Source organism: Elizabethkingia sp. YR214, assembly GCF_003058195.1.
Classification (GTDB): domain Bacteria; phylum Bacteroidota; class Bacteroidia; order Flavobacteriales; family Weeksellaceae; genus Elizabethkingia.
In genome coordinates, this window is the sequence record NZ_QBUH01000003.1 from 29,753 (window position 1) to 53,429 (window position 23,677).

Genomic DNA, 23,677 nt, shown 5'->3' on the forward strand with positions numbered 1-23,677 from the left:
ATTATAATTTAAATATTTTCTTTGTGAAGTTCTTTACATTATATTTATTTATAATGTCTTGAGAGATTTCCACATAAGGTAATTCAAGAAACCTTTTAATTTTATTAACATCCATATTCTCACTATTTATTACTAACATATTATTAGGATGGTAAAAATCATAATTTTGTACCATTGCATTGGTCGTTATCAGCTTCTTTCTATATCCAATACTTTCAAAAGTTCTGAATGAAAGCCCTTTCTGATCTATTCGCTGTATATCTATCATTGCTTTAGACTGGGAAATGATTTTTTTTGTTTCGTTAAGAGAAAGATATTTTGTAGTTGAATGTAAATACGGATATACTAACTTTTCAAACCAGAACAAAACAAAATGAATTTTGAAACCTGCATCAAATAGTATTTTTGATATATTGTTAATCTCATCAATTCTTGAGTCATATGATGAAACGTTAAAAATATCATATAGTATTTGTTGAGTCTCTATGTTTTCATCATAGATAAAATTAGATGCTTCAAGGAAATTATATTTTTCTATATCTTCTTTTTCATAAGAATAAATTTCATCAAAAAAAGCAGATATTTCAAGCTGTTTGGGATATTTCTTACAGCTGTCATAATAATAGGCAATAAAACGGTGTGTATTTCTCTTTAAAACTTTTAATAATGAGGTTTCTAGTAGGTCAGGACGAATAACGAAAATAATATCTTGTTTCTCTGTAATTTGCTGTAAAATTTGTTGACTAAAGTATTTTTTTTTTAGGTTGCTACCAACTAGCTTAGTTATTCCATTCCAGAGTTTCACAAATATATTTGGGTAAGTATATTTTATGGAGTCTGTTTTGATATCTGTAATCACGATATCTTGTTTTAATAGTAACTCTTGTACAACGAAATCAATATAACCATACGCAAAAGGATAAATTAGTGTAATTTTCTTTGACGTCATTTTTTAAATATTTCTTTTAGTTTTTTTTCAAATGAAATTTCTTCATTTAAAACCATTTCTTTGTAAGGTACAAACTTAGGAATATGTTCAGAGTATTTTTCCAAGACCTCTTTTATCTTTTCTATAATATGAGGAATGTTTTCTTTATTGAAATTAAACTTATATTCATCAGGAATCATGAGGTCCTCATAATATACTGAAGAACCGTTTTTACCCGAAATGATGCAACAATCTTGTGATACAGATTCACGGAGCATTTTGTCTCTGCCGGGATTTTCACCAAAATCAACATACAATAAAGATTTTGCCATCAAATTTTTTATCTCATGAGCATTCATATTTTGTATAGGAATCCATATTAATTCCGGAGAACTTTTAATTAGTTCAGGTATTTCTTTTTTGCCCTTATGGGGATTATATAATATAGTCTTGTTTTTTAAATCTTTCTGATGAGTTCCTTTGTTATTTTTTAAGAAGATAGGATTGATATAATCACAGACATAGTCTATTTGAGCTTCAGGGATGTTATTATCTTTTAAATAAATAGAAGACCTGTATGACTGAGCCCATTGAAAAACATTAGGTAAATGTTCAAAATTGTATTCTTTATTTTTTTGCTGGTAGAATAATCTGGAAAAAACATTTTGGCGACGTATTCTTAGATCCATTAGCTTCTTATAATAATCAACACTTAGCCACCAGATTATTTTCTGAGACTTTGGATATTCTTTCACTAAGAAGGTCATAGACTCTGGGATAATCAGTATGTTTTCCTGGCGATCTTCTATGGTATCTATTTCCTGTGTATTATATACTGAATAGTTTTGAGGTTTAGCATTTTTCTTTTTAGGTAAATAAAACATGAAAACATTTCTATTTCCTAAGCGTATTAATTTGTCAGACAATTGATGCAAAGCTTCTGGTCCACCAGTAACTTTTTGAGGAGGACAAAATATTATAACCTTAGACTGTTGTGTATAAGTAATCATATTTAAAAATTCGGTGTAATGAATATAATCAGTATTTTATGTCAAAGGTAGATTAAAGACTCTTTCCGTCCATTGATTCAGAGTATATTTATTGTAATATTCTTTTGCAAGCGCATTATAAGGCTTCTGAAAGAAGTCTGAATTTATATTAGTCATATCTTTATCCAAAACTAATATATTATCAGGATTATAAAAATCGTAATTTTTTATATTTTCGTTATCTGTTATAATTTTCTTTTCCAAAGCAATTGCCTCAAAAACACGAAAACTTAATCCATTCTGCCCTTCTCGCATAAGCTCCAGAATTGCGGTGCAGTTTTGGTAAGATTCTATCATATTTCTTGGATCAGTCCGTTGTGTCCTAAAAGTTACAGAAGAACTTTTAACAGGAAAAAATTTTGTTTGTAATATTTTTTTCCATGCTTTTTTTCCAACAATGATAAATTGGGATTTAACTTTTAGTTCCGCTAGTTTTTTTTCTAGTACGCCTATCTGTCCCAATCGTTTTTTATCATAAGAAGTAATGTAAAACAGATCATTAGATGGAGACTGGTCTTCTTGTGGCAGATGAGAAAGATAGATATAGTTTGTTAGTTTTTCAAAACCGTGCTTTTCTACATCCGAATCGTCAAAAGAAAAAATCTTATCAAAATAATGCAGTTTGTCTTCTACAGGAAATCGTCCAACACTATCATAGAGATACGTGATAAGCCGATCAGTATATTTTTTTACAATTTCTAGAGTCGCAATATCCATTGAATCCGGATTTAGTATTAAAATCTGATCCTGCTTGCCAAGAGCCTGGAGTGATTGAATAATAAAATTTTGGCGCTTTTCATATTTCAGATTTTTCTTCAGAAAGACTTTGCTAATAGCATTGACGGCTTTGTCTTTGAAACTTGCATGTGTAAGCGCCCCAATATTGATATGGTGTGCTTCAACACCTTTATTGGAAAGAGTTTCAACTATATATTGGTCGTAATGCCAATAATCAAAGCTTATGACGCAAATTTTCATTAATTCGTTTTATTTTTTGTTCCCTACTTCTTTCGAAGATTCTAGTGCTATCAATAAGATGGCTTTGATGAAAAAAGGTTGCGTTATTTTTTCATAATTTTAACTTAAGCAAAAATTATTCAATTTTTTACATAAACGAAAATAAGACTATTTTCTGATGTTGTAGATGACTTTTATCAAAAAAATAATAGTTATTCTTGCTACAAAAAATATCAATTAATACAAAAACAGAGACATATAATTTTTGATATCCATGGTTTTATCCTAAATTTGGGCCTCATAAAAGAAATTTATTACAATTTTCAAGTTTCTACATGAATATCCCAACATGAATATAGTATACTTAGTTTTTGGCAATAATCTGGATCATTATCAACAGGTGTATTTCTCAATATACACTGCTTTTGCCTATAAAAATCCGGAAGATAAAATTATTGTTATAGCAGAAGATGCTTCATTGTTCAATTCTTTTGAGGATAAAATAGAGGTAATACCAATAAACAGAGAAACGATAACAGAGTGGGAGGGGGAGCATAAATTTTTCTGGCGGGTTAAAATTAAAGCACTGGAACTAATTGCTAAGAAGTACCCGAACGAATCTATTCTTTATTTAGATGGAGATACCTTCTTTTATCAGAAAACGGATAGTCTATCCAACAGTTTGCAAAGTGGACAAAATCACATGCATATAAAAGAAGGGAAGTTATCTGTGCTCTCTTCTAAAACTGAAAAGCTGATGTGGCAGCAGATGAAGGGGAAGACCTATCATAATATCAGAATAGATGAAGCTACGAGTATGTGGAATGCAGGATTGATAGGGATTTCTAACCAGCATTTAGAAGGCTTGCAGCTTACCCTAAATGTTAACGATGCATTATGTGCGGATAATGTTACGAGGCGACTTATCGAACAGATGGCATTTTCTATAGGGTTGAATGAGTACTCTGTATTACAGCCTGCAGATGATACTGTAGGACATTATTGGGGCAATAAGCAACAATGGAATACAATAATCGATCATTTCCTGAAAGAAACTTTCATGAAGAAATATTCTTTCGAACAGATTATAGATAGAGTTAAAGAAATGGATTTGTTACAGAACCCTATCTGGATAAAAGAATCTAATACACAGAGAAAATTGCGAAGCTTTATCGATATATTTTACAGGGATAAAAGGCCTGTTTATGTTATCACAAAATAAGATCAATAAAAAAGCTAAAGTATTTACTTTAGCTTTTATTTTTAAGTGTCTGATAAGTCTCATTAACATATAAACTCTGGAGATAACTGATTTTTAATCCATCAATTCCGTCGAGGATACCTAATTTTAAAAAATAGGTTTTAATAAATTTAAATGCGACTTTGCTCCAGTGGGTAAAGGCAGAATACTTTTTTCCTTTCTCTATCAGCTCAGTGCCTTTTAATAATCCATAATACATCATTTTCTTTTTAAAAGACTCAAAATCTTCAAAAGAATAATGGAGTAGTTTATATTTTAAAATCCCAGTACTTCCTTGTACCTCAAGAGTTTCGTGTACTTTTTTTGTTCCTGTATAAAAAGCTTTGGATTTTCGAAAAAGTCGGAAGTTTTTATCATTCTGAGTTCCTGAAAAATTTATTTTCTTTTGGCCTACAAAAAAGATTCTGTAAATATAATAAGCATCTTTAGAATCCTTGTTGTTTATCGTCTCAATAATCTCTTTTTCAAGATCAGGAGTTGTACGCTCATCGCCATCAAGAAAGAATATCCAGTCATTTTCAGCTAAAGAAAGTGCCTTGTTCCGTTGTTTAGTATAATCAACAAATTCTTGTTGATAGACTTTAACTTTTGGATTTTGTTGAGCAATTTCCACTGTTTTGTCTGTGCTGAAAGAATCAACAACAATAATCTCATCACAGAAATTAAAACATTTTAAAACAGCCGCAATATTGCGTTCTTCGTTGTAAGTAATGATTAGTCCACTGACTTTTTCCATACAGAGAAGTTATAAATAAAATATAACTTATTAAAATTCTAAAATCGTTTTCTCAATAATTTTTACGCAGTCAAGTAGTTGCTCCTCAGTAATTACTAAAGGTGGTGCCAGGCGGATAATATTACCATGAGTTGGCTTAGCTAATAATCCGTTTTCTTTAAGAGATAAACATAAATTCCATGCTGTAGAACTATCCGGAGTGTCATTAATAAGAATAGCATTTAATAATCCTTTTCCTCTTACTTTAGTAATCAGACCAGTTTTTTCTATTAGTTTTTCAATTTCACTTCTGAATAGATTTCCTAATTCTTCAGCTCTTTCGGATAATTTCTCGTCTTGTACAACATCCAAAGCGGCCATCGCTACTGCACAGGCTAATGGGTTTCCACCAAAAGTAGATCCGTGCTGCCCAGGCTTGATAACATCCATGATATTGTTGTTCGCTAAAACAGCAGATACAGGATACATTCCTCCGGATAAAGCTTTGCCCAGAATAAGAATATCTGGCTGAACATCTTCATGGTGACATGCTATTAGCTTACCTGTTCTGGCAATCCCCGTTTGTACTTCATCTGCTATGAAAAGAACATTGTATTTTTTACAAAGTTCGGAGGACTGCTTCAGGAATCCTTCGTTTGGAACATATACACCAGCTTCCCCTTGAATAGGTTCCACAAGAAAGGCAGCAATATTTCCCGCTTCTTTGCTCAGAACTTCTTCTAGCGCAGCAATATCGTTATAAGGAATACGAATAAAACCAGGAGTGAAAGGACCATAATTTTGATTTGCATCCGGATCATTGGAGAATGATACAATAGTTGTTGTTCTTCCGTGGAAGTTATTTTCGCATACAATAATTTTTGCTGCATTTTCAGTAATCCCTTTTACTTCATAGCTCCATTTTCTCGCTAGTTTTACTGCAGTTTCAACTGCTTCAGCTCCGGAGTTCATTGGTAAAACTTTGTCAAAACCTAAAAGAGAGGTTATCTTTTGCTCATATTCTCCCAGTTTCGAGTTATAAAAAGCCCTCGAAGTCAATGCTAATTTACTTGCCTGATCAACAAGTGCCTCTACAATTTTGGGATGAGAGTGTCCCTGGTTAACAGCAGAATATGCAGAAAGAAAATCATAGTATTTTTTGCCTTCTACATCCCATACAAATACACCTTCTCCTTTGTCTAAAACAACAGGTAATGGGTGATAATTGTGTGCTCCGTGTTTCTCTTCAAGTTCAATGAAATATTCTGAATTTTTAATTTCTGACATAATATTTAAAGTTTGAGTGACGAATTTACGGTTTCTATTTCGCCTTCACAAATTCGGTTTTTTAAACATAAAGTGCATGATTATTTGGTGAATCATGTAGATTTTGTATTTAATTCTGATGTAAACAAAAATGGCAGGAACTAATTCCTGCCATTCTTTATTTTGTATGTATATATCACTTTAGAAGTGATTTTCATAATTTTTATCCATTACAAAGCTCTCCATAAACTTTGTTGTATAATTCCCGGCAATGAAGTCTTCATTATCCAGAAGTTGTCTGTGGAATGGAATAGTAGTCTTTACTCCTTCAATATAAAACTCCTCTAAAGCTCTTTTCATTTTTGCAATAGCTTCTTCACGTGTCTGTGCAGTTGTAATAAGCTTAGCAATCATTGAATCGTAGTTAGGTGGAATCGAATATCCGGAATAAACGTGGGTATCTACTCTTACACCGTGTCCGCCAGGAATATTTAATCCTTTGATAACACCTGGTGAAGGACGGAAATCCGCATATGGATCCTCTGCATTGATTCTACACTCTATAGCATGAAGTTTAGGGTAGTGATTAATACCAGAAATAGGAGTTCCGGCAGCCAATAAAATTTGCTCTCTGATAAGATCATAATCAATTACCTGCTCCGTAATAGGGTGTTCTACCTGAATACGGGTATTCATTTCCATGAAGTAGAAGTTTCTGTGTTTATCTACAAGGAATTCAATCGTACCAACTCCTTCATATCCAATGTATTCTGCTGCTTTAACTGCTGCATTACCCATTTCTTCACGAAGTTCCGGAGTCATAAATGGAGACGGAGTTTCCTCAATCAGTTTTTGGTTTCTTCTCTGAATAGAACAGTCTCTTTCAGAAAGGTGACATGCTCTTCCGTTTTGATCTCCTGCAACCTGAATTTCAATATGGCGAGGCTCTTCAATAAGCTTTTCCATGTACATACCTCCGTTTCCGAAAGCAGCAACAGCTTCCTGAATTGCAGAATCCCAGTGATCTTTAAGGTCTTCTTCTTTCCATACAGCACGCATTCCTTTACCACCACCACCAGCGGTAGCTTTTATCATTACCGGATAGCCAATTTCTTTAGCAATCTTTACAGCATGCTCATAAGAATCGATAAGTCCGTCGGATCCTGGAACACATGGGATACCTGCAGCTTTCATTGTAGCTTTAGCTGTAGCCTTATCTCCCATTTTTTCAATTTGTTCCGGAGTAGCTCCGATAAATTTAATACCATTCTTCTGGCAGATTCTGGAAAAATTAGCATTCTCTGAAAGGAATCCGTAACCAGGGTGAATAGCGTCTGCATTAGTAATTTCTGCCGCAGCAATAATATTAGGAATCTTTAAGTAAGAATCTTTACTTGGTGCAGGTCCTATACATACAGCTTCGTCTGCGAAACGCACGTGTAAGCTATCCTTATCTGCTGTACTGTAAACAGCAACGGTCTTAATTCCCATTTCTTTTGCAGAACGCAAAATACGCATGGCAATCTCACCTCTATTGGCAATTAATATCTTTTTGAACATTGTTTCGAAATTTTAAATTTTAAATTCTGAATTTTAAATTATTTTAAATACAAAAGCATCTAAAATTTATAATTTGTAATCTAAAATTCCTTAAGAAGGATCTACTAAGAATAAAGGTTGATCGTATTCAACTGGTGAAGCATCATCAACAAGGATTTTTACAATTTTACCGCTTATTTCTGATTCAATCTGGTTGAATAATTTCATTGCTTCGATAACGCAAACTGTATCTCCTGAAGAGATTGTATCACCTACATTTACGAACACATCTTTATCCGGAGATGGTTTTCTGTAGAAAGTTCCGATCATCGGAGATTTCACTGCTACATATTTGCTGTCGTCATTATCAGCAGCTGGTGTTGTAGCTTGTGGAGCAGATGTTACAGGTGCAGTAGCCTGAGGAGCTGTTTGTTGGAAAACGGGCTGTTGAGGAATGTAAGTAAAACCTTCTGCAGCAGCGCTAGGAGTCTTGATATTGATTTCAAAATCCTTTGTTTTATACTTTACTTCAGACACTCCGGCCTTAGCAACAAACCTGATCAGGTTCTGTATATCTTTAATATCCATAAAAATAGTTTTTTAGGGGTCAAATATACGAAATAACAACAAAAAACCATTCAATTTCATGGAAATCGAATGGTTTTTGTATAAATTTCAGAGAAAACCGGGTATTAGTTTTCTTCTGTAGTTTCAACTTGTTTTTCAAGTACAACTTTACCTCTGTAGTAAAGTTTACCTTCATGCCAGTGTGCTCTGTGATAAAGGTGAAGTTCTCCAGTTGTAGCGTCTTTAGCTAACTGTGGAGCTACAGCTTTGTAGTGAGTTCTTCTTTTATCTCTTCTAGTAGCAGACTGTCTTCTTTTAGGATGTGCCATTGTCTGATATTTTTAATATTTTTTAATTCTTGTTTTAATTAATTTTTGCCCTTTAATTTATTAAGTGCTGCCCATCTTGGATCAATCTCGCCTTCTTCATTTTCTTCTGTCTGATCCTCTTCAACTTCTTTCGGGCTGTATTGGTCCAGAGTTTCTAAATCTTCTTCTGTTAAGTTGGGAGAAAGTTTCTTCATCGGTATTGCTAATACTACAGCTTCAAATATAAGTTGTGAAATATTGAACTCATACTCATTCTGTGGGATTACAATAACCTCTTCATTGCTATCGTCATATTCTTCTCCGAATTTCACCAATACTTTTATATCATTATGTATTGGATGACTAAAATCTTCATTGCTGATGTCGCAGGTTAACTGAACTGTTCCTTCAACTTTAATTTCAAATTCTAAAAAAGTTGAATGTTTGTCTAACTGTGCTTTCACTTCAAGATCAGCCTTGTCAAACTCTTGTTCAGTATCAAATAAATTAAAGAACTCCTGTTTTACATCAAAAATAAACTCGTGTTTACCGTTTTTTAAACCTGTAAATGCGATATTGTAGTTTCTGATTTTCTCCATAAAAATGGTTTGCAAAAATAAATTAAATAATTGAGATTACAAAGTAAATTATTCATTTTCTTCAGGTAAGTCTTCATCTACTCCGTTGGCATCGAAGGTTTTCTTCGGCTGTAACTTGTTTTGAAGTAATTCCTGATATTCTCTTCTGTTCTGGAAAATTTTTATTCCCGAAAAAATAGCTTCTTCAAAAGATTGTGCATCTGCAATATTTTTTCCTGCAATATCATAAGCTGTTCCGTGATCCGGAGACGTTCTTATAAAAGGAAGACCAGCACTATAATTTACTCCTTCTTCATAAGAAATAGTCTTGAATGGAGCAAGTCCTTGGTCATGATACATTGCTAAAACAGCATCGTAGGCTTTGTACTTTTCAGGTTGGAAAAAGCTGTCCGCAGGGAAAGGTCCAAAAGCCAAAACTCCTTCATCAAATAATTTGTTGATGGCAGGGGTGATAATTTCTATTTCCTCTTGGCCTATGCTGCCACCATCTCCTGCATGTGGATTTAGTCCTAAAATTGCTATTTTAGGTTTCTGGATACAGAAATCCTCGCGTAATGTCTGATCCAGTGTTCTGACTTGCTTTACAATTCTCTCCTTGGTAATCTTAGAAGCAACTTCTGCAACAGGAATATGATGTGTAGATACAGCAACCTTTAAGTCTTCGGTTACCATAAACATCAATGCTTTCTGCTTGAACTTAGCTTCCAGATACTCAGTATGCCCTGTATAATTAAATCCTTGCTTTAGCATTTCGTCCTTATTAATAGGTGCTGTAACCAGAACGTCAATTTCTCCCTTCATTAAGGCTTCGGTTGCAGCTTCCAGAGACTGAATTGCCAAGGCGGTAGATTCTTCAGTGGGTTTGCCAAATTCAATGTTTACATTGTCTTTCCACAGGTTTAGAATATTAATTTCGCCATGCTTTAGCTGCGATAATTGTTGTATCAGGTGGTAGTTCTGATTGACTTTGAAAACGTTCTTCTGGTAGGAGAATAGTTTCCCGGAACCAAATATAACTGGAGTGAAAAAATCAAGTATAGATTTTTCCTTCAATGTTTTAATGATGATTTCCGGTCCAATGCCGTTAAAATCCCCTATAGAGATTCCCACACGTATTTTATGATGCTTAGCGCTCATTTTTTGCTATCTTTGAAGATACAAATTTAATATTTTTAAATCAATGTTTACGGGAATAATTGAAGCGATAGGAAAAGTAGAAAATATCGTTCATGAAGACGCTAATGTTCACTTTACAATAAATAGCCCTTTTACAGGGGAACTGAAAATAGATCAGAGCGTTGCTCATAACGGTTGCTGCCTGACTGTAGTAGCTATAAAAGATAGTGAGTATGTTGTAACAGCGATAAAGGAAACGCTGGATGTAACGGCTTTAGACGAACTGAAAGTTGGAAATCTGGTAAATTTGGAACGTTGTATGATTATGAATAGTCGTTTGGATGGACATATTGTACAAGGGCATGTTGATCAGACAGGCTATTTGGATGCTATAGAAAATCAGGACGGAAGTTATCTGCTTACTTTTAAATATGATGAAAAGGATTTCACAACAGTTAACAAAGGTTCTATTACTGTAAACGGTATTAGTCTGACAGTAGTAAATAGCCAGAAAGGCCAGTTCTCTGTAGCGTTGATACCTTATACCTGGGAACATACTAATATGCACCAGTTAAATATTGGTGATAAGGTGAATTTAGAATTTGATATTATTGGCAAGTATGTTGCTAAGCTTATGAATAAATAATATATGGCTCTAGGTCAGAGAGGAATAAGTCTTCAACTTAAAATTTTTTCGGGGTTAATATTAGTGTCTCTATTATGTGTTGCAGGGACAACTCTTATTTCTTATCTGGTGATCAGAAGAGTGGCGCAGGTTCAGAATGAAACCTCGCTTCAGAACAAATCTCTGGCGCTTACTACAGCATTAGATTATGCAATTGTCCATTCGCATGTTACTAAAGAGAACATTGCGACCGAACTTCGATACAAACTGATGGAGATTTCGGATATCAATGGACTGTTGGATATTATATTATATGACAGTAAAGGAAACTTTCTGGTTTCTAATAGGGATGCATCGCTGATAAAACAAAAAAGAATCCCTTCGGAGGTGCTTAGTAAAATTCTGCGTAGTGAAGGCGGAGCACTGGATTTCAGGTTTTATGACGATAAAAGTAATGCTACAATTACATCTTCATACAGAGTCCTTAGAGATGATCCGAGTCTGGATTCCGAACCATTAGCAATTGCTTATTTTCCATCATATTATTTTAACAATCAATATGTAGATATATTCAATAAACACCTTCAGTTTATTGTTTTAGTTAATGTGTTTGCGGTATTGCTGAGTATATTTATCAGCTGGAGAATTTCCAAAAATATTACCAAGACCATCACATCAATTTCGTCTAAGATAAGTGATGAAGGAAGAGATCTTAAGCCTATAAAATATTCCAGTAGGGATGAGCTAAGTGTCCTGGTTAGAGCTTATAACAGAATGATTTATCAGCTTCGGGAGCAGACCCAGCTAAAGGCGCAGGTTGAAAGAGAAAAGGCGTGGCGAGAAATGGCCAAGCAGGTTGCACATGAGGTCAAGAATCCTTTGACTCCTATGAAGTTAACTATTCAGAATTTCGAGAGAAAATTTGATCCTCAGGATCCTGAAATAGAAAATAAGGTACATAAGATGAGTAAGGTAGTGGTCGAGCAGATTGATCTGATTGCAGAAGTTGCCAGTGCGTTTTCTGAATTTGCCAAGCTGCCTGAAAAAGAAGATACTATTCTTAATCTTAACGAAGAAATCAAGAAGGTTGTAGATATATTTGACAAGAACGATATTTTTATACATTCAAATAAGGATAATATCATGCTGAGATTCGATAAAATCTATATCAGTCGTATTATGACTAACCTTATTACCAATGCACAACAGGCAGGGGTCTACGGGAGAAGGCCTATTATCAATATCGATCTGGAGCAATTTAATAAGAAAGTAACCATTAAGGTAGAAGATAACGGAAGCGGAATCGAAAAAGAAAAGCTTGAACAGATTTTTGAGCCTAATTTTACCACTAAAAGCAGTGGGATGGGACTTGGGCTTACAATGGTCCGTAAGATGATTGATGAGTACAGGGGGACCATCTCTGTGAAATCTGAATTCGGAAAAGGAACACAGTTTACCATTAGCTTACCGGTCGGCATTTAATGAAGCCTTTTGTTTTTAAACAATTTGAAATTCTTCAGGATAAAGAAGTTTTTCGAGTGGGTACCGATGGAGTTGTACTTGGAGCATTGTGTAATGGTGAAGGATCTGTCCATGCTTTAGAGGTTGGCTGCGGAACCGGACTCATTTCTCTTATGCTGGCGCAGCGATTTCCTTCAATTAGATTCGATGCTTTAGATATCAATGCTAAAGCGGTAGAAATTGCAGGGAAAAATTTTAATAATTCTCCTTTTGCTGACAGGCTGAATGTTGTTGAAGTCAATTATAATGATTTTGTATCGGCTAATAAATATGATCTTATTGTAAGCAATCCGCCTTATTTTGAATCAGATTCTTCTAAAGATCTTATTGCAAGACATCAGGTACTGTTGTCTTTTCAGCAGCTCATTTGTAAAAGCGCTGTGCTTATTTCAGATACCGGGATTTTATCTGTTATTATTCCGGGTGATGATGCTGAAAGTTTTATAACTATTGCCAAAGAGAATGACTTATACCTTATTCGTAAAATTGATATTTATGGAATAAAAGGTGGAAAGTTGAAAAGAAATATTCTGGAGTTTTCCAGACAACCATCAGAATTGGTTTTGGAAAAGCTTGTTCTGGAAAAAGAAAAAAGAATTTATTCGGATGAGTATAGAGAGTTGACGAAAGACTTTCATCCGATGTTTTAAAAAAAATCCCGCTTAATATTACTAAGCGGGATTTTACATTATTTATATCATTTATCTTATTCAAAAAGTTCTGCAGTATTCATTACTGTTACCTTGCCATCCTCACAACGGATTGCTTCGGCAGGGTAGTTCTGAATCATGTGGTAATCATGTGTAGCCATTAATACGGCACAGTTACGCTCTTTGGAGATGTTGGTTAATAGAAGCATAATCTCGTTAGATGTTTCCGGGTCAAGATTTCCGGTAGGCTCATCTGCAAGGATTAACTCAGGGTGGTTAAGCAAGGCTCTGGCAATTGCAATACGCTGCTGCTCTCCTCCTGACAACTCATGTGGCATTTTGTGCTTTTTAGTCTTCATGCCTACACTGTTTAGTACCTCGTCTATACGGTCAGTGATTAATCTTTTATCTTTCCAGCCGGTTGCTTGAAGTACAAAAATCAAGTTTTTCTCAATAGTTCTGTCAGTAAGTAACTGGAAATCCTGGAACACAATACCCAGCTTTCTTCTTAAAGGCGGGATATCGGATGTTCTTAATTTAGATAAGTCGAAACCTACAACCTCTCCAATACCTTGTCTTAGAGGAAGATCTCCGTAAAGAACCTTTAAAAGTGAACTTTTACCGGAACCTGTTTTTCCAATAAGGTAGCAGAATCTTCCTTTCTTAATGTTAAGGTTAACATCCGAAAGTACTGTGAAGTTTTTCTGAATTATCTTGGCATTCTGAAGAATGATGATATCATCACCATGCTCGTGTTTATGTGGCATATCTTTACTTTTAACAATTGAAATCAGCACCTGGTGCTGATTTTAAAGGCTAAAAATACAAAAAACTTTTTTAGAATAAATGAGTTTTTGTATAAATCAGAGGATAAACAAATAAAAATGCCTGAAGTAAAGAATACCTCAAGCATTTTAAAATCTATAATAATACAGAAATTATCTCTTAGCTCTAGACGCGCTAACAGTCAATCTCTTTCTGCCTTTAGCTCTTCTTGCAGCCAAAACTCTTCTACCATTTGGCGTTGACATTCTTTCTCTGAAACCGTGTTTGTTTCTTTTCTTTCTTTCTGATGGCTGGAATGTTCTTTTCATTACCTAAGTATATTTATAGTTAGTAATATTTCTATTGTATATTTTCAGACTGCAAATTTATGTATTTTTTATTAACCTGCAAAAATATTTTTATTTTTTATTAGGGAATGCTGTTAATATCTTTGCAGAATTATATTTTAAAGACCGTCTATGTTTTCAAACCAGGAGCTTTCCGAAATAAAAAAACTACTTCAACCTGATAAAGAGATTGTTATTGTCACTCATTATAATCCGGATGGAGATGCTATTGGCTCCAGTCTTGGGCTGAAACATGCACTGAAGAATCTTGGAATTGACGCTACAGTAGTAGTTCCAAATGACTTTCCGAAGTTTTTAAAATGGATGCCAGAAGCCAAGCAGGTTATGGTCTCAGAATTCAAAAGAAAAAAAGTTGCAGAGATATTTCATAATGCTGACGTAATTTTTTGTTTAGACTTCAACACACTTTCCAGAATTGGATTTATTGGCGAATGGATTGCCAGATCATCTGCTGTGAAAATCCTTATTGACCACCACCAGATGCCTGAGGAATTTGATTATGTTTATTCGGATACTTCAATTCCCGCAACTTGTCAGATGGTTTATCATTTTTTAGAAGCTTTAGGGTTAGATCAGCATATTTCTGAAGATAGTGCAAGATGTCTTTATACCGGTATCATGACAGATACCGGAGGTTTCCGTTTTCGTTCCACAAGTGCAACAACTCATAGAATTGTTGCCAATCTCATAGAAAAAGGAGCAGACCCTGCGCAGATTACTTCAGATACCTGGGATACGAATACTGTAAGTCGTTTGCATTTACTTTCTTTAGTCTTGAGCAGAATAGAAGTTGTAAAAGACGGGATGGTTGCGATTCTGTGGCTAAAGCGTGAAGAAATGGAACGTTTTGGTTTTGAAAAAGGAGCAACAGAAGGTTTTGTAAATTATGGACTAAGCGTATTAGGTGTAAAGATGTCTGCCTTTTTTATGGAAGATATCCAGGATGATTTTATTAAAATATCTTTCCGTTCCAAAGACGATTTGGATGTAAACTTGTTTTCCAGAAGCTATTTCGGCGGAGGAGGGCATATTAATGCGGCAGGAGGGCGCTCTGAATTGTCTATAGAAGATACTTTGGAACGCTTTAAAAATATCATCGAAAAAGAAAATTTCTAAATCTTGTTAAACATACGTTAAAGAGCAGGTGTGATAAGTTAATGATTCTTTAAAATTAACTTATCATTCTCGCAAAATACGTAGGGTACTTTTGTCTGGATTATATAAAAGTATCTATGAAACGTATTAACGTAGCTCTTGCATTTATGCTGCTAAGCTTTGGAAGCATGAGTGTATATGCACAAACAACACAAGCTTCAATCCTGGGGCGGGTAACGAGTCAGAGTAATGCACCGCAGACAAAAGCAACAGTCAAGATTCTTAATGAGTCTACCGGCTTTTCCACAGAAACAGTAACCAACTCCAACGGGGAATATATATTTAAAGAAATCCCTTTAGGTGGCCCTTACAGGGTTTTTGTAAACGGACATGAAAGAAAAGAAGGTTACAACGTTAATTTCGGTGATCAGCTTACTGTAAATATTAATCTTGCTGATTCTGATGAAAAAAATATCAAGGAAGTTGTTATTACCGGTAACCTAAAAAACAAAGTAGGTAATCTTGGTTCTGCCACTGCAATTACTGCCAAAAATATAAGTATACTACCAGTTAACGGGCGAAACTTTGCGAATCTTACCGAACTTTCACCATTAAGTGGTAAAAACGGAAACCTCTCTGGGCAGTTAGGTTCTTCAACAAACTTTACAATTGACGGGATGACGGCTAAAAATCCAACTTCAGCAGGGGCAACAACCAGCAGAAGTGGTGCGCCATACTCAATCTCTATTGAAGCTGTCCGTGAATTTAAAATTACAACAAATCAATACGATGTTACCTTAGGAAGAAGTGGAGGGGGAACTGTAAGTGCAGTTACCAAATCAGGTACCAATACATTTACGGGAAGTGTATTTGAATATCAAAGAGCAGGATGGCTTACCAGTGGTTATGATATCAGAGGAAACAGAGTGAAAAATGATTACTCAACCTATCAGTTTGGTTTTTCATTAGGAGGTCCGATTATTAAGAATAAATTGCATTTTTTCATGGCCTGGGACCACCAGTTGGATAGCAGACCTCTTATTATTGCTGATGTACAAACCAGAGAAGATGAACTTCGTTTCAATGTAACAAATGAGACATTAAATAAAGTTCTGGAAATTGGACGGAATAAATACGGTGTAGGAAATACTCCTCAGTTTGGAACATTTGACAGAACGAGAAATTCCGATGCCGGTTTTCTTCGTTTAGACTGGCAAATTAGTCCAAAACATTTATTGACGTTAAGGAATAACTTCACGTACGACTTTAATAAGAATGGACTTGCGGATAATACCAACATTAACTTCTATGAATCCTATGGTAATGATAAGAACTGGGATAATAGTTTATTGCTGACGCTAAGATCTAATTTTAGTCCTTCAATAACCAATGAATTAAAGTTCCAACATTTATATACATTCCAGAATAGTTATCAGAATGATGAATTGGGGCGTACAGTTCCCCGTGGTATTGTGGAGCGTGTAAACTCTGTAATAGAAGGACAGAAAAATCCTCTTCAGACCAATATTCAGTTCGGAGGGCATAGATTTGGACAGGAATCTTTTAAAAATAATGTATTCCAGTTGGTTAACAACCTTTATTATAATACAGATAAAGTAAAGTATACCTTTGGTGTGGACTTGATGTATACACGAGCTAAATCTGTTTATGGAAGTGAGGTGAATGGAAGATTCCATTTCGATGGAATGGACAATTTCCAGAATATGACTCCTTACAGATTCTACAGAGAAGTACCGTTATTAGATGATCCGTCTATAAAGTCCAGTATATGGAATTTAGGGTTCTATGGTCAAATGATGACAAAAATTGCAACGGGACTTAATTTCACAGCTGGGTTAAGATTTGACTATGGTGGTTATCCTAAAACTGAACTTAATCAGAAATTATATGATGAAATGGGTATCAGAACAGATAACAAGATTAAATCTTTCGTTATTCAGCCAAGGGTTCAGTTCGACTGGGATATCAATGAAAATCATAAAGATTTCATCAAACTTGGTGGTGGGGTGTTCTCATCGGATATCAATAATTATATGTTGATTAATAACCTGTACTTCGATGGAAGACATTCTGCAACAGTAGATGTTGATCCAAGAACTATTCCGGGCTTTACACCAGATTTTATAAACTATAGAAAAGATTATTCAACAGTTCCTTCATTAGCGCAATATCAATTGCCAACAATTAATTATACAGGGAAAGATGCTAAAATTCCTATCATTTATAAAGCCAATATTTCCTATAGTCACTTCTTTACTGAAAGATTCCGTGTAGGAATTGCTGGGTATGCTGCATTCGGAAGAAATAACTATTTCTACTATGACAGAAATATGGTAGATAAACCATTCTTTACATTAGCAAATGAAGATAACAGAGGTGTTTTTGTGCCCGTTAATAGTATTAATACATCGAACGGGAATTCTAATTGGTTGGACGGACGTATCAATAAAAACTTCGGAAGGGTAATGGAGCTTGTTAGTGATGGAAAAGTAAACCAGTATTCCGTAGTTTTTGATACCAGCTTCAAATACTTTAAAGATGGAGAAATTACAGCAAGTTACACATGGGCAGATATTAAAGATAATACTTCTTATAATGGTAACGTAGCAAACTCTGCAATTCTTTCTACAATGGTGAGTAGCGATCCGAGAGATCTTAGAATGGGATATTCAGATAACCAGTTCAGACATAAAGTGGTTGTGTATGGTAACTCTCCGACTTTTGAAGGATTTACTGTCGGAATTAGATATGCCGGAATTGGTGGGACCAGATTCTCAATGACAGCAGGAGGAAACATCAACGGAGACTTTGTAAACAGTAATGATCTTGCTTATGTATTCCCTAATCTTACGGCTTCTCTATTAAGTGATCCGGAAGTAGGGAAAGCACTTAAAAACTATATCAGCGAATACAATGATAAAATTGCTGAAAGAAATGGCGGGATAAATGGCTTCTATGGAATCTGGGATCTTAGAATAGCCAAGAAACTTAAATTTGAAAAAGTAGGAAATCTTGAATTCTCTGTAGATATATTCAATGTTGCAAACTTGCTAAACAAAGAATGGGGAGTAAACAAATCTTACGGAAATACAAGTTTGTATAAGATTACAGGATTTGATAAAGAAACAAAGCAATTCACATATGCTTTGAATACAAAAGGTCTTCCGCCATTATCGGGAAATCCATACCAGATTCAGATTGGAGTAAGATATTCTTTCTAAAAGTTTTTTATAATTCATATTATTAGTTCAGAAAAGAGACCGGAATTTTTCGGTCTCTTTTTGTTATTTAAGGTTCGTCGCAATCAGCTTTTAGTTTGGTAAATATTTTATCAAAACTTGTAAAAGTTTTTCCGTCTTCATCTATAGCAGGTCTAAAGCTATTGTTAGCACAATTATGGAATCCTATACCAAGAAGATCAATCAAGGCATAATCATCCCTCTGTGGTGTTTTTAATTTGTTATTAAATTCTGCGATTACTCTTTTGGGATCATAATTGAGTTTGCTTTGTGCTTCAATATGAATTTTCCATGCATCATACATCTTCTGTTTGTCAGAAGAAGTTACAGCATCAACATAGCTTTTACAGGTTTCATAAAATTTGCTCTTTTTCAGAGCAGAAGGATCTGAGTATGCCAAAAGAAGAGTTTTGTTGAGAAGATATTCACCCTCGAAAGCTTGGATCGTTTCTTCACGCAGCTTTTTCCATATAGGAGCATCTATTATCTTTAGGCTATATAAGTCTTTTTTCTTTTCTTGATATTGTTGTTCCAGTTGCTCCAGATACTTTACTTTATTTTTACGAACGTCTTCCAGATCCGAAAGTTTGAAAACTGTATGACTGTCGAAATGAACCCCACCGTATTTATACAGGAGCTTATATACTCCATCAATTTCTTCTTTTTTATACTTGGTCGGGTTATAGTAGCCCTTATTATCACAATTAAAAGTTTGATAAGAATAAAGAACCAGATTGCTTTTTTTCTGGGGGAGTTTTGTTTGTCCCCAGCTCATCGTAAATAGTCCGAGACAAACACTAGCAATAATTTTTTTCATTTATGTAATTTTATAATAATTCGGTTTTTATAATTTCGGTACAGATGGCTGGTTTCTCCCAGTGTCCATTGTGTCCACAATCCAATGTATAGGCTTTTATATTGCTTCTGTTCGGAAGGTTTTCCATAACCTGTACACTGTTTACAGCATTGTCGAAGCGTCCCGAAAGAATCAGAATTTTTGCTTCTGATTTTTCCAGAATATGTCTTTTGTCTGTACGCTCAACCATTCCTTTTACCGAAGCGAGTGCACCTTCGCGTGGTGTAGTCAGAGCAACTTGCTTGGCATAGTCAATCTTGTCGCGAAGCTGTTCTTTTTCATACGGATTAAACAAATTCGGAACCCCTGCTGCTACGTACTTATTATATTCTTCCATAATAATACGAAAGGATTTTCTTCGGGTATTTTTCTTTTCTTCAGTATCCGGAAAGTAGGTAGAGAAGAAGAGCGTAATTGATTGTAAATCGTCCGGATACATCTCAGCATATGCCAGAGAAACATAACCACCCATGGAATGTCCTAGTAAATGTATTTTGCCATTAACAAGGTCTTTCAATGTGGACTTTACCTCTGCAGCCATTAGTTCCATGGTCTGCACTTCTGCAGAGAGTTCTGACTTTCCATGGCCCGGTAAGTCTATTCGTATCACCCTGAAGTATTTCTCCAGTTCAGGAAGCATATCGTACCATACTTCGGTACTTTCCATAACACCATGAAGTAAGACTAAGATCTGATTGCTATCTCCGGATATTTCGTAATGAAGCATTATAAATTCTTTTTCACGAAAATACGACTTTAGTCCGGGAACAAAAAAGCAGACATATGTTTTGTGAGTAAATAAGAAGGTTTGAATAAAAAAGGCGGCCGGAAATTTTCCGGCCGCTTTTAGCATCAATATGTTATATTATTTATTCTTTTTGTAGTAGCTAATTCCGCACTCCAGGAATTTCTTAAAGTCTTCTTTAGGCATATACCCTGAAACAGGAGCGTTTATAACTTTCTGGTCAGGTGTTACTAACACGTAATGCGGCTGAGAGTTATTATTGAAATTCACCTGCTGGAACATGGACCATTTATCTCCAATTGTTTTAATTTTCTTTTTCTGACCATTCCCCATATCTATGGATGTTTGTTGGTCAGCAGGAAGTTCTTCTTTGTCATCTACATAGACAGATGCCAGAATAACTTCGTTCTGAATAATTGGCAGAATGTCTGGTTCACTCCATACAAATTCCTCCATTTTACGGCAGTTTTCACAACCATATCCGGTGAAGTCAATCAATACAGGTTTGCCTTCTTTCTTCGCCAATTCTATTGCTTTGAAGTAATCATGCTCTGGTTTTAGCCCTAGAATACCATCTTTTTCACTTTTGTAAAGACTCACATTCATTGGAGGTAAGATACCGCTTAATGTCGCCAGTCTTGGTTTTTCAGAAGGTAATAAGCCTGGAATTAAATAGAGAATAAACCCTATTCCCAGGATACCTAATATTTTTCTGGTAACGGAGATTTTAGGATTTTTATCATCGTGCGGGAATCTTATTTTACCGAATAAGTACAGTACTAATCCAATCGTAATAAGAATCCATAGTCCTATAAATATTTCTCTTTTTAGCAGGAATGTTTTAGAAACTAAGTCTGCTTTGGAAAGGAACTTTAACGCTAATGCAACTTCTATAAAGCCTAATACAACTTTCACAGTATTCATCCAGCCACCAGATTTTGGTAATGACTGTAATGCTTGTGGGAATAAGGCCAGTAATCCGAAAACAATAGCCCATGCCAGGCCAAATCCACCTAAAGCAAAAGTTAATAATACCGGAATATTTTTAGCACTGGAAGCTACACCTCCCAATAAACTCCCCAGAATAGGACCTGTACATGAGAATGAAACAATAACCAATGTAAGAGCCATGAAGAATATACCGACTATACCTCCGGCTTCCTCTGCTTTTGCTGATTTGTTAGCAATCCAGTTTGGCAGTGTGATTTCGTAATACCCGAAGAAACTCAGTGCAAAGAATAAGAAGATTGCAAAGAAGAACAGGTTTAGCCATATATTGGTAGAGATATCATTGAAGATATTTCCGCTGATACCATCCAGAATATAGAACGGAATACTCAATGCCACAAAAATAAGTAGAATGAAAAGTCCGTAAATAATGGCATTTCTTTTTCCCTTTGCTTTGTTAGCGGCTCCTTTTGTAAAGAAAGAAACAGTAAGCGGAATCATAGGGAATACACAAGGTGTGAGAAGTGCAATAAGCCCACCTAGGAAACCAAGAACAAATACCAACCCGTTACCGGAATCTTCTTTTACCTGTTCTGTTCCACAATCTACCAATGGTTTTCTGAAGTCCAGACTGTTTACTCGGATTCCGTCTGTACTTGCAGGCATTTTCACTTCCACATCGGCAGTTGTTCCGGTTTCGGTAATTGTTGTGGTTGCAGGTATTGAATCCTGTGCTTTAACGTCTTCTTTTTCTTCAGCTTTAGTTTCTCCGGTTGCAGCAACCTCTTTCTCGAATTCTAACGTATTCGGAGCAAGGCAAACACGGTCATTACATGTCTGGAAAGTAATTTCTGCAACTACTTTAGCTGCCTTCTTAGGATCTTTTAATTTGAACTTTTGAATAAATTTAGCAGAATTGGAATAGTACACAATCTGAGCCCCGAAAGCCTCACTAAACTCTTCAATTTTTTTACCACCTTCACGGAAGCCACCAATGGTTTGTATGTCCTTGGAGGTCACTTTCATTTCGGTAGGAATACCGCTGTCCGGTGGTAAATCTTTGGAATAAATATGCCATCCACTCTCCATTTTAGCAGTTAATACCGCTTCATACTCATTATCACTAACCTTGTTTAGTTGGTAGGTCCATTTTACTACATCTTTAATCTGGGCACTAAAGCCAGTATATATGAATAGTAAAAATAGCCAAAGCCATTTTTTCATAAATACAAATATATTTTTGGGTTATTGTTTTCTGGCAGAAATCTTCCGTCTTGTCGATAATTGATGATTCCAACGACATTTTCCTCCGAATCTGAAAGTAGCCAGACTTTTTGCCTTGCTAAAATAGAGATTTTTTCGTCTTTAAAGAATTTTGAGACTAACTTTTTGCCTTTCATTCCTTTAGGGTGAAAAAAATCGCCGCTTTTTGCTCTGCGTAATTTTAGAGGTAAAACTACCTTTTGAAGATCGATTTCCCAGTAGGGTTTCTGATTTAATTTATCTTCAGAAAGTAGCATTTTTTCAGGAAAGCTAATTGCTTCACCAGAGGTCAGAATTATTTCCTGCATTGGTTCTCCCTCAGAAATATTCCTATGGGTTATAATAAGTTGATCTCGATGAACAAATAGATTGAGCGTATTTCCTTTAAACTGACTTCCTGACTCTGCCTCGAAAATCTTTTGTTGCTCGACAGGATTGGTAAACCCGTATTTTTTCAGAATTTCATAACGAGCAAAATCTGACTGAAGAGCCAATTTTTCTTTATCCAGGATAAGTTCATCATCTGTTTCAGAAATAATGATGTCATCCAGTATTTTTTGCAGCTGTACCTCTATAAAGTCTTTTGCCTGATTGAGAAAAAAGATACTTTTATCGAAATTCTCCCAAAAATAAGGATTTGTTTTCTCCATTTCAGGGGAAATGTCATGACGGATTTGGTTCCGGAGATAATCTCTACTCAGATTTGTATGATCCTCCCGGAAATTAATCCCATTTTCTTCTGCAAATTTATAGATATCTGCTTTTGTTATATGGAGTAGGGGGCGGAGTATTTTGTTGCTGTTCTCCGGGATCCCAGTTAGGCCTGTAATTCCCGCCGCTTTAGAAAGATTGATAATGAAAGTTTCCAACTGATCATTCAGATGGTGTCCCATTACGATAAAATCTGGCTGTTGTTTTTCTAAAAGGCGGAAGAAAAAACGATAACGTATTTCCCGTGCCCATAGTTCTATTGAATTCTTAGGTTTGTTGTCTTTTTCAGATACATCATATGTGTGAAGAATAATATTGTGCTGTCTGCAAAAATCTTGAACGATCTGCTGATCCAGATTAGAATCCTCTCCACGCAAATGATAATTGACATGAGCTGCTTCAAAAGAAATACCTGCTTTCAAAAACAAATTCGCAAGAACCATACTGTCTGCACCACCACTTAGAGCCAGCAGAAACGACTGAGCTTCTGCAACATTATGAAGGCTTTGCAAGTGTTCTTTCAGGTATGTAGATGTTAGCTTGGGCATATACAGGTTTAAACAAC

22 protein-coding genes are annotated in these 23,677 nt (G+C 35.2%); 6 read left to right on the top strand and 16 right to left on the bottom strand.

Going from position 1 to position 23,677, the window contains the following annotated elements:
• Window position 1 precedes the first annotated feature (1 nt).
• Genes C8J95_RS06165 through C8J95_RS06175 form a run of 3 tightly spaced genes read right to left on the bottom strand, consistent with a single transcriptional unit; the run spans window position 2 to window position 2,955 of the window.
• Window positions 2–949, bottom strand: a complete 948-nt coding sequence (locus C8J95_RS06165) for a hypothetical protein (RefSeq protein ID WP_107807616.1) — start codon at window positions 947–949, stop codon at window positions 2–4.
• Entirely contained in the window at window positions 946–1,938 is a 993-nt protein-coding gene (locus C8J95_RS06170) for a hypothetical protein (protein ID WP_107807617.1), read from the bottom strand. The genes C8J95_RS06165 and C8J95_RS06170 overlap by 4 nt, the downstream gene beginning before the upstream one ends.
• A 36-nt stretch (window positions 1,939–1,974) precedes the next feature.
• Window positions 1,975–2,955, bottom strand: coding sequence for a hypothetical protein (locus C8J95_RS06175; RefSeq protein WP_107807618.1), 981 nt, complete (start codon window positions 2,953–2,955; stop codon window positions 1,975–1,977).
• A gap of 328 nt (window positions 2,956–3,283) precedes the next feature.
• Between C8J95_RS06175 and C8J95_RS06180 the strand changes: the two genes are divergently transcribed.
• Window positions 3,284–4,156, top strand: a complete 873-nt coding sequence (locus C8J95_RS06180; protein ID WP_107807619.1) for a hypothetical protein — start codon at window positions 3,284–3,286, stop codon at window positions 4,154–4,156.
• Window positions 4,157–4,184: 28 nt separating this feature from the next.
• Here the strand turns inward: C8J95_RS06180 and C8J95_RS06185 are convergent, their stop codons facing one another.
• The 7 genes from C8J95_RS06185 to pdxA form a co-directional block, all read right to left on the bottom strand.
• Window positions 4,185–4,931 (bottom strand): glycosyltransferase family 2 protein, encoded by a 747-nt coding sequence (locus C8J95_RS06185; protein WP_107807620.1) that lies wholly within the window; start codon window positions 4,929–4,931, stop codon window positions 4,185–4,187.
• A 30-nt stretch (window positions 4,932–4,961) separates the two neighbouring features.
• The gene (gene rocD / locus C8J95_RS06190; RefSeq protein WP_107807621.1) at window positions 4,962–6,197 is read right to left on the bottom strand and encodes an ornithine--oxo-acid transaminase; all 1,236 of its coding nucleotides are present in this window, start codon (window positions 6,195–6,197) and stop codon (window positions 4,962–4,964) included.
• A 180-nt stretch (window positions 6,198–6,377) separates the two neighbouring features.
• On the bottom strand, window positions 6,378–7,736 hold the full coding sequence (gene accC / locus C8J95_RS06195; protein ID WP_107807622.1) for an acetyl-CoA carboxylase biotin carboxylase subunit: 1,359 nt from the start codon (window positions 7,734–7,736) through the stop codon (window positions 6,378–6,380).
• Between the two features lie 90 nt (window positions 7,737–7,826).
• Entirely contained in the window at window positions 7,827–8,303 is a 477-nt protein-coding gene (accB, locus tag C8J95_RS06200) for an acetyl-CoA carboxylase biotin carboxyl carrier protein (RefSeq protein ID WP_107807623.1), read from the bottom strand.
• 104 nt (window positions 8,304–8,407) lie between these two features.
• A complete protein-coding gene (gene rpmF / locus C8J95_RS06205) occupies window positions 8,408–8,611 on the bottom strand; it encodes a 50S ribosomal protein L32 (protein ID WP_034868008.1) in 204 nt (67 codons plus the stop codon).
• Between the two features lie 38 nt (window positions 8,612–8,649).
• A complete protein-coding gene (locus tag C8J95_RS06210) occupies window positions 8,650–9,189 on the bottom strand; it encodes a DUF177 domain-containing protein (RefSeq protein WP_107807624.1) in 540 nt (179 codons plus the stop codon).
• Between the two features lie 48 nt (window positions 9,190–9,237).
• Window positions 9,238–10,326: a 4-hydroxythreonine-4-phosphate dehydrogenase PdxA gene (gene pdxA, locus C8J95_RS06215; RefSeq protein WP_107807625.1), complete on the bottom strand. Its 1,089-nt coding sequence runs from the start codon at window positions 10,324–10,326 to the stop codon at window positions 9,238–9,240.
• A 43-nt stretch (window positions 10,327–10,369) separates the two neighbouring features.
• Between pdxA and C8J95_RS06220 the strand changes: the two genes are divergently transcribed.
• From C8J95_RS06220 to C8J95_RS06230, 3 genes are read left to right on the top strand one after another with little or no spacing between them, the layout of a single operon-like run.
• Entirely contained in the window at window positions 10,370–10,951 is a 582-nt protein-coding gene (locus tag C8J95_RS06220) for a riboflavin synthase (protein WP_107807626.1), read from the top strand.
• Between the two features lie 3 nt (window positions 10,952–10,954).
• Window positions 10,955–12,412: an ATP-binding protein gene (locus C8J95_RS06225; protein WP_107807627.1), complete on the top strand. Its 1,458-nt coding sequence runs from the start codon at window positions 10,955–10,957 to the stop codon at window positions 12,410–12,412.
• Window positions 12,412–13,101, top strand: coding sequence for a tRNA1(Val) (adenine(37)-N6)-methyltransferase (locus tag C8J95_RS06230; RefSeq protein WP_107807628.1), 690 nt, complete (start codon window positions 12,412–12,414; stop codon window positions 13,099–13,101). The genes C8J95_RS06225 and C8J95_RS06230 overlap by 1 nt, the downstream gene beginning before the upstream one ends.
• A 56-nt stretch (window positions 13,102–13,157) precedes the next feature.
• Here C8J95_RS06230 and C8J95_RS06235 read toward each other — a convergent pair whose 3' ends face one another.
• Together C8J95_RS06235 and rpmH are read right to left on the bottom strand one after the other, a co-directional pair.
• On the bottom strand, window positions 13,158–13,868 hold the full coding sequence (locus C8J95_RS06235; RefSeq protein WP_107807965.1) for a cell division ATP-binding protein FtsE: 711 nt from the start codon (window positions 13,866–13,868) through the stop codon (window positions 13,158–13,160).
• Window positions 13,869–14,039: 171 nt separating this feature from the next.
• Entirely contained in the window at window positions 14,040–14,195 is a 156-nt protein-coding gene (gene rpmH / locus C8J95_RS06240; protein ID WP_009085498.1) for a 50S ribosomal protein L34, read from the bottom strand.
• Between the two features lie 150 nt (window positions 14,196–14,345).
• Here rpmH and C8J95_RS06245 point away from each other — a divergent pair, with 150 nt between their 5' ends.
• Window positions 14,346–15,350 carry a bifunctional oligoribonuclease/PAP phosphatase NrnA gene (locus C8J95_RS06245; RefSeq protein ID WP_107807629.1) on the top strand — a complete coding sequence of 335 codons (1,005 nt, stop codon included), beginning with the start codon at window positions 14,346–14,348 and terminating at the stop codon, window positions 15,348–15,350.
• A gap of 116 nt (window positions 15,351–15,466) precedes the next feature.
• Window positions 15,467–18,571, top strand: a complete 3,105-nt coding sequence (locus tag C8J95_RS06250) for a carboxypeptidase-like regulatory domain-containing protein (RefSeq protein ID WP_107807630.1) — start codon at window positions 15,467–15,469, stop codon at window positions 18,569–18,571.
• A gap of 67 nt (window positions 18,572–18,638) precedes the next feature.
• On the opposite strand, the gene C8J95_RS06255 is transcribed toward C8J95_RS06250, so the two are convergent.
• The 4 genes from C8J95_RS06255 to tilS form a co-directional block, all read right to left on the bottom strand.
• Complete coding sequence (locus tag C8J95_RS06255; RefSeq protein ID WP_107807631.1) at window positions 18,639–19,406, bottom strand: hypothetical protein; 768 nt, start codon at window positions 19,404–19,406, stop codon at window positions 18,639–18,641.
• A gap of 10 nt (window positions 19,407–19,416) precedes the next feature.
• Window positions 19,417–20,172 carry an alpha/beta fold hydrolase gene (locus C8J95_RS06260; protein ID WP_107807966.1) on the bottom strand — a complete coding sequence of 252 codons (756 nt, stop codon included), beginning with the start codon at window positions 20,170–20,172 and terminating at the stop codon, window positions 19,417–19,419.
• Window positions 20,173–20,310: 138 nt separating this feature from the next.
• Window positions 20,311–22,362: a thioredoxin family protein gene (locus C8J95_RS06265; RefSeq protein ID WP_107807632.1), complete on the bottom strand. Its 2,052-nt coding sequence runs from the start codon at window positions 22,360–22,362 to the stop codon at window positions 20,311–20,313.
• Window positions 22,359–23,660: a tRNA lysidine(34) synthetase TilS gene (gene tilS, locus C8J95_RS06270; RefSeq protein ID WP_107807633.1), complete on the bottom strand. Its 1,302-nt coding sequence runs from the start codon at window positions 23,658–23,660 to the stop codon at window positions 22,359–22,361. The genes C8J95_RS06265 and tilS overlap by 4 nt, the downstream gene beginning before the upstream one ends.
• Window positions 23,661–23,677 lie beyond the last annotated feature (17 nt).

What these genes read in the sequence shown, in the direction of transcription:
- C8J95_RS06165 (WP_107807616.1), bottom strand. Translation starts at nt 949, where the DNA reads ATGACGTCAAAGAAAATTACACTAATTTATCCTTTTGCGTATGGTTAT.
- C8J95_RS06170 (WP_107807617.1), bottom strand. Translation starts at nt 1,938, where the DNA reads ATGATTACTTATACACAACAGTCTAAGGTTATAATATTTTGTCCTCCT.
- C8J95_RS06175 (WP_107807618.1), bottom strand. Translation starts at nt 2,955, where the DNA reads ATGAAAATTTGCGTCATAAGCTTTGATTATTGGCATTACGACCAATAT.
- C8J95_RS06180 (WP_107807619.1), top strand. Translation starts at nt 3,284, where the DNA reads ATGAATATAGTATACTTAGTTTTTGGCAATAATCTGGATCATTATCAA.
- C8J95_RS06185 (WP_107807620.1), bottom strand. Translation starts at nt 4,931, where the DNA reads ATGGAAAAAGTCAGTGGACTAATCATTACTTACAACGAAGAACGCAAT.
- rocD (WP_107807621.1), bottom strand. Translation starts at nt 6,197, where the DNA reads ATGTCAGAAATTAAAAATTCAGAATATTTCATTGAACTTGAAGAGAAA.
- accC (WP_107807622.1), bottom strand. Translation starts at nt 7,736, where the DNA reads ATGTTCAAAAAGATATTAATTGCCAATAGAGGTGAGATTGCCATGCGT.
- accB (WP_107807623.1), bottom strand. Translation starts at nt 8,303, where the DNA reads ATGGATATTAAAGATATACAGAACCTGATCAGGTTTGTTGCTAAGGCC.
- rpmF (WP_034868008.1), bottom strand. Translation starts at nt 8,611, where the DNA reads ATGGCACATCCTAAAAGAAGACAGTCTGCTACTAGAAGAGATAAAAGA.
- C8J95_RS06210 (WP_107807624.1), bottom strand. Translation starts at nt 9,189, where the DNA reads ATGGAGAAAATCAGAAACTACAATATCGCATTTACAGGTTTAAAAAAC.
- pdxA (WP_107807625.1), bottom strand. Translation starts at nt 10,326, where the DNA reads ATGAGCGCTAAGCATCATAAAATACGTGTGGGAATCTCTATAGGGGAT.
- C8J95_RS06220 (WP_107807626.1), top strand. Translation starts at nt 10,370, where the DNA reads ATGTTTACGGGAATAATTGAAGCGATAGGAAAAGTAGAAAATATCGTT.
- C8J95_RS06225 (WP_107807627.1), top strand. Translation starts at nt 10,955, where the DNA reads ATGGCTCTAGGTCAGAGAGGAATAAGTCTTCAACTTAAAATTTTTTCG.
- C8J95_RS06230 (WP_107807628.1), top strand. Translation starts at nt 12,412, where the DNA reads ATGAAGCCTTTTGTTTTTAAACAATTTGAAATTCTTCAGGATAAAGAA.
- C8J95_RS06235 (WP_107807965.1), bottom strand. Translation starts at nt 13,868, where the DNA reads ATGCCACATAAACACGAGCATGGTGATGATATCATCATTCTTCAGAAT.
- rpmH (WP_009085498.1), bottom strand. Translation starts at nt 14,195, where the DNA reads ATGAAAAGAACATTCCAGCCATCAGAAAGAAAGAAAAGAAACAAACAC.
- C8J95_RS06245 (WP_107807629.1), top strand. Translation starts at nt 14,346, where the DNA reads ATGTTTTCAAACCAGGAGCTTTCCGAAATAAAAAAACTACTTCAACCT.
- C8J95_RS06250 (WP_107807630.1), top strand. Translation starts at nt 15,467, where the DNA reads ATGAAACGTATTAACGTAGCTCTTGCATTTATGCTGCTAAGCTTTGGA.
- C8J95_RS06255 (WP_107807631.1), bottom strand. Translation starts at nt 19,406, where the DNA reads ATGAAAAAAATTATTGCTAGTGTTTGTCTCGGACTATTTACGATGAGC.
- C8J95_RS06260 (WP_107807966.1), bottom strand. Translation starts at nt 20,172, where the DNA reads ATGCTTCATTACGAAATATCCGGAGATAGCAATCAGATCTTAGTCTTA.
- C8J95_RS06265 (WP_107807632.1), bottom strand. Translation starts at nt 22,362, where the DNA reads ATGAAAAAATGGCTTTGGCTATTTTTACTATTCATATATACTGGCTTT.
- tilS (WP_107807633.1), bottom strand. Translation starts at nt 23,660, where the DNA reads ATGCCCAAGCTAACATCTACATACCTGAAAGAACACTTGCAAAGCCTT.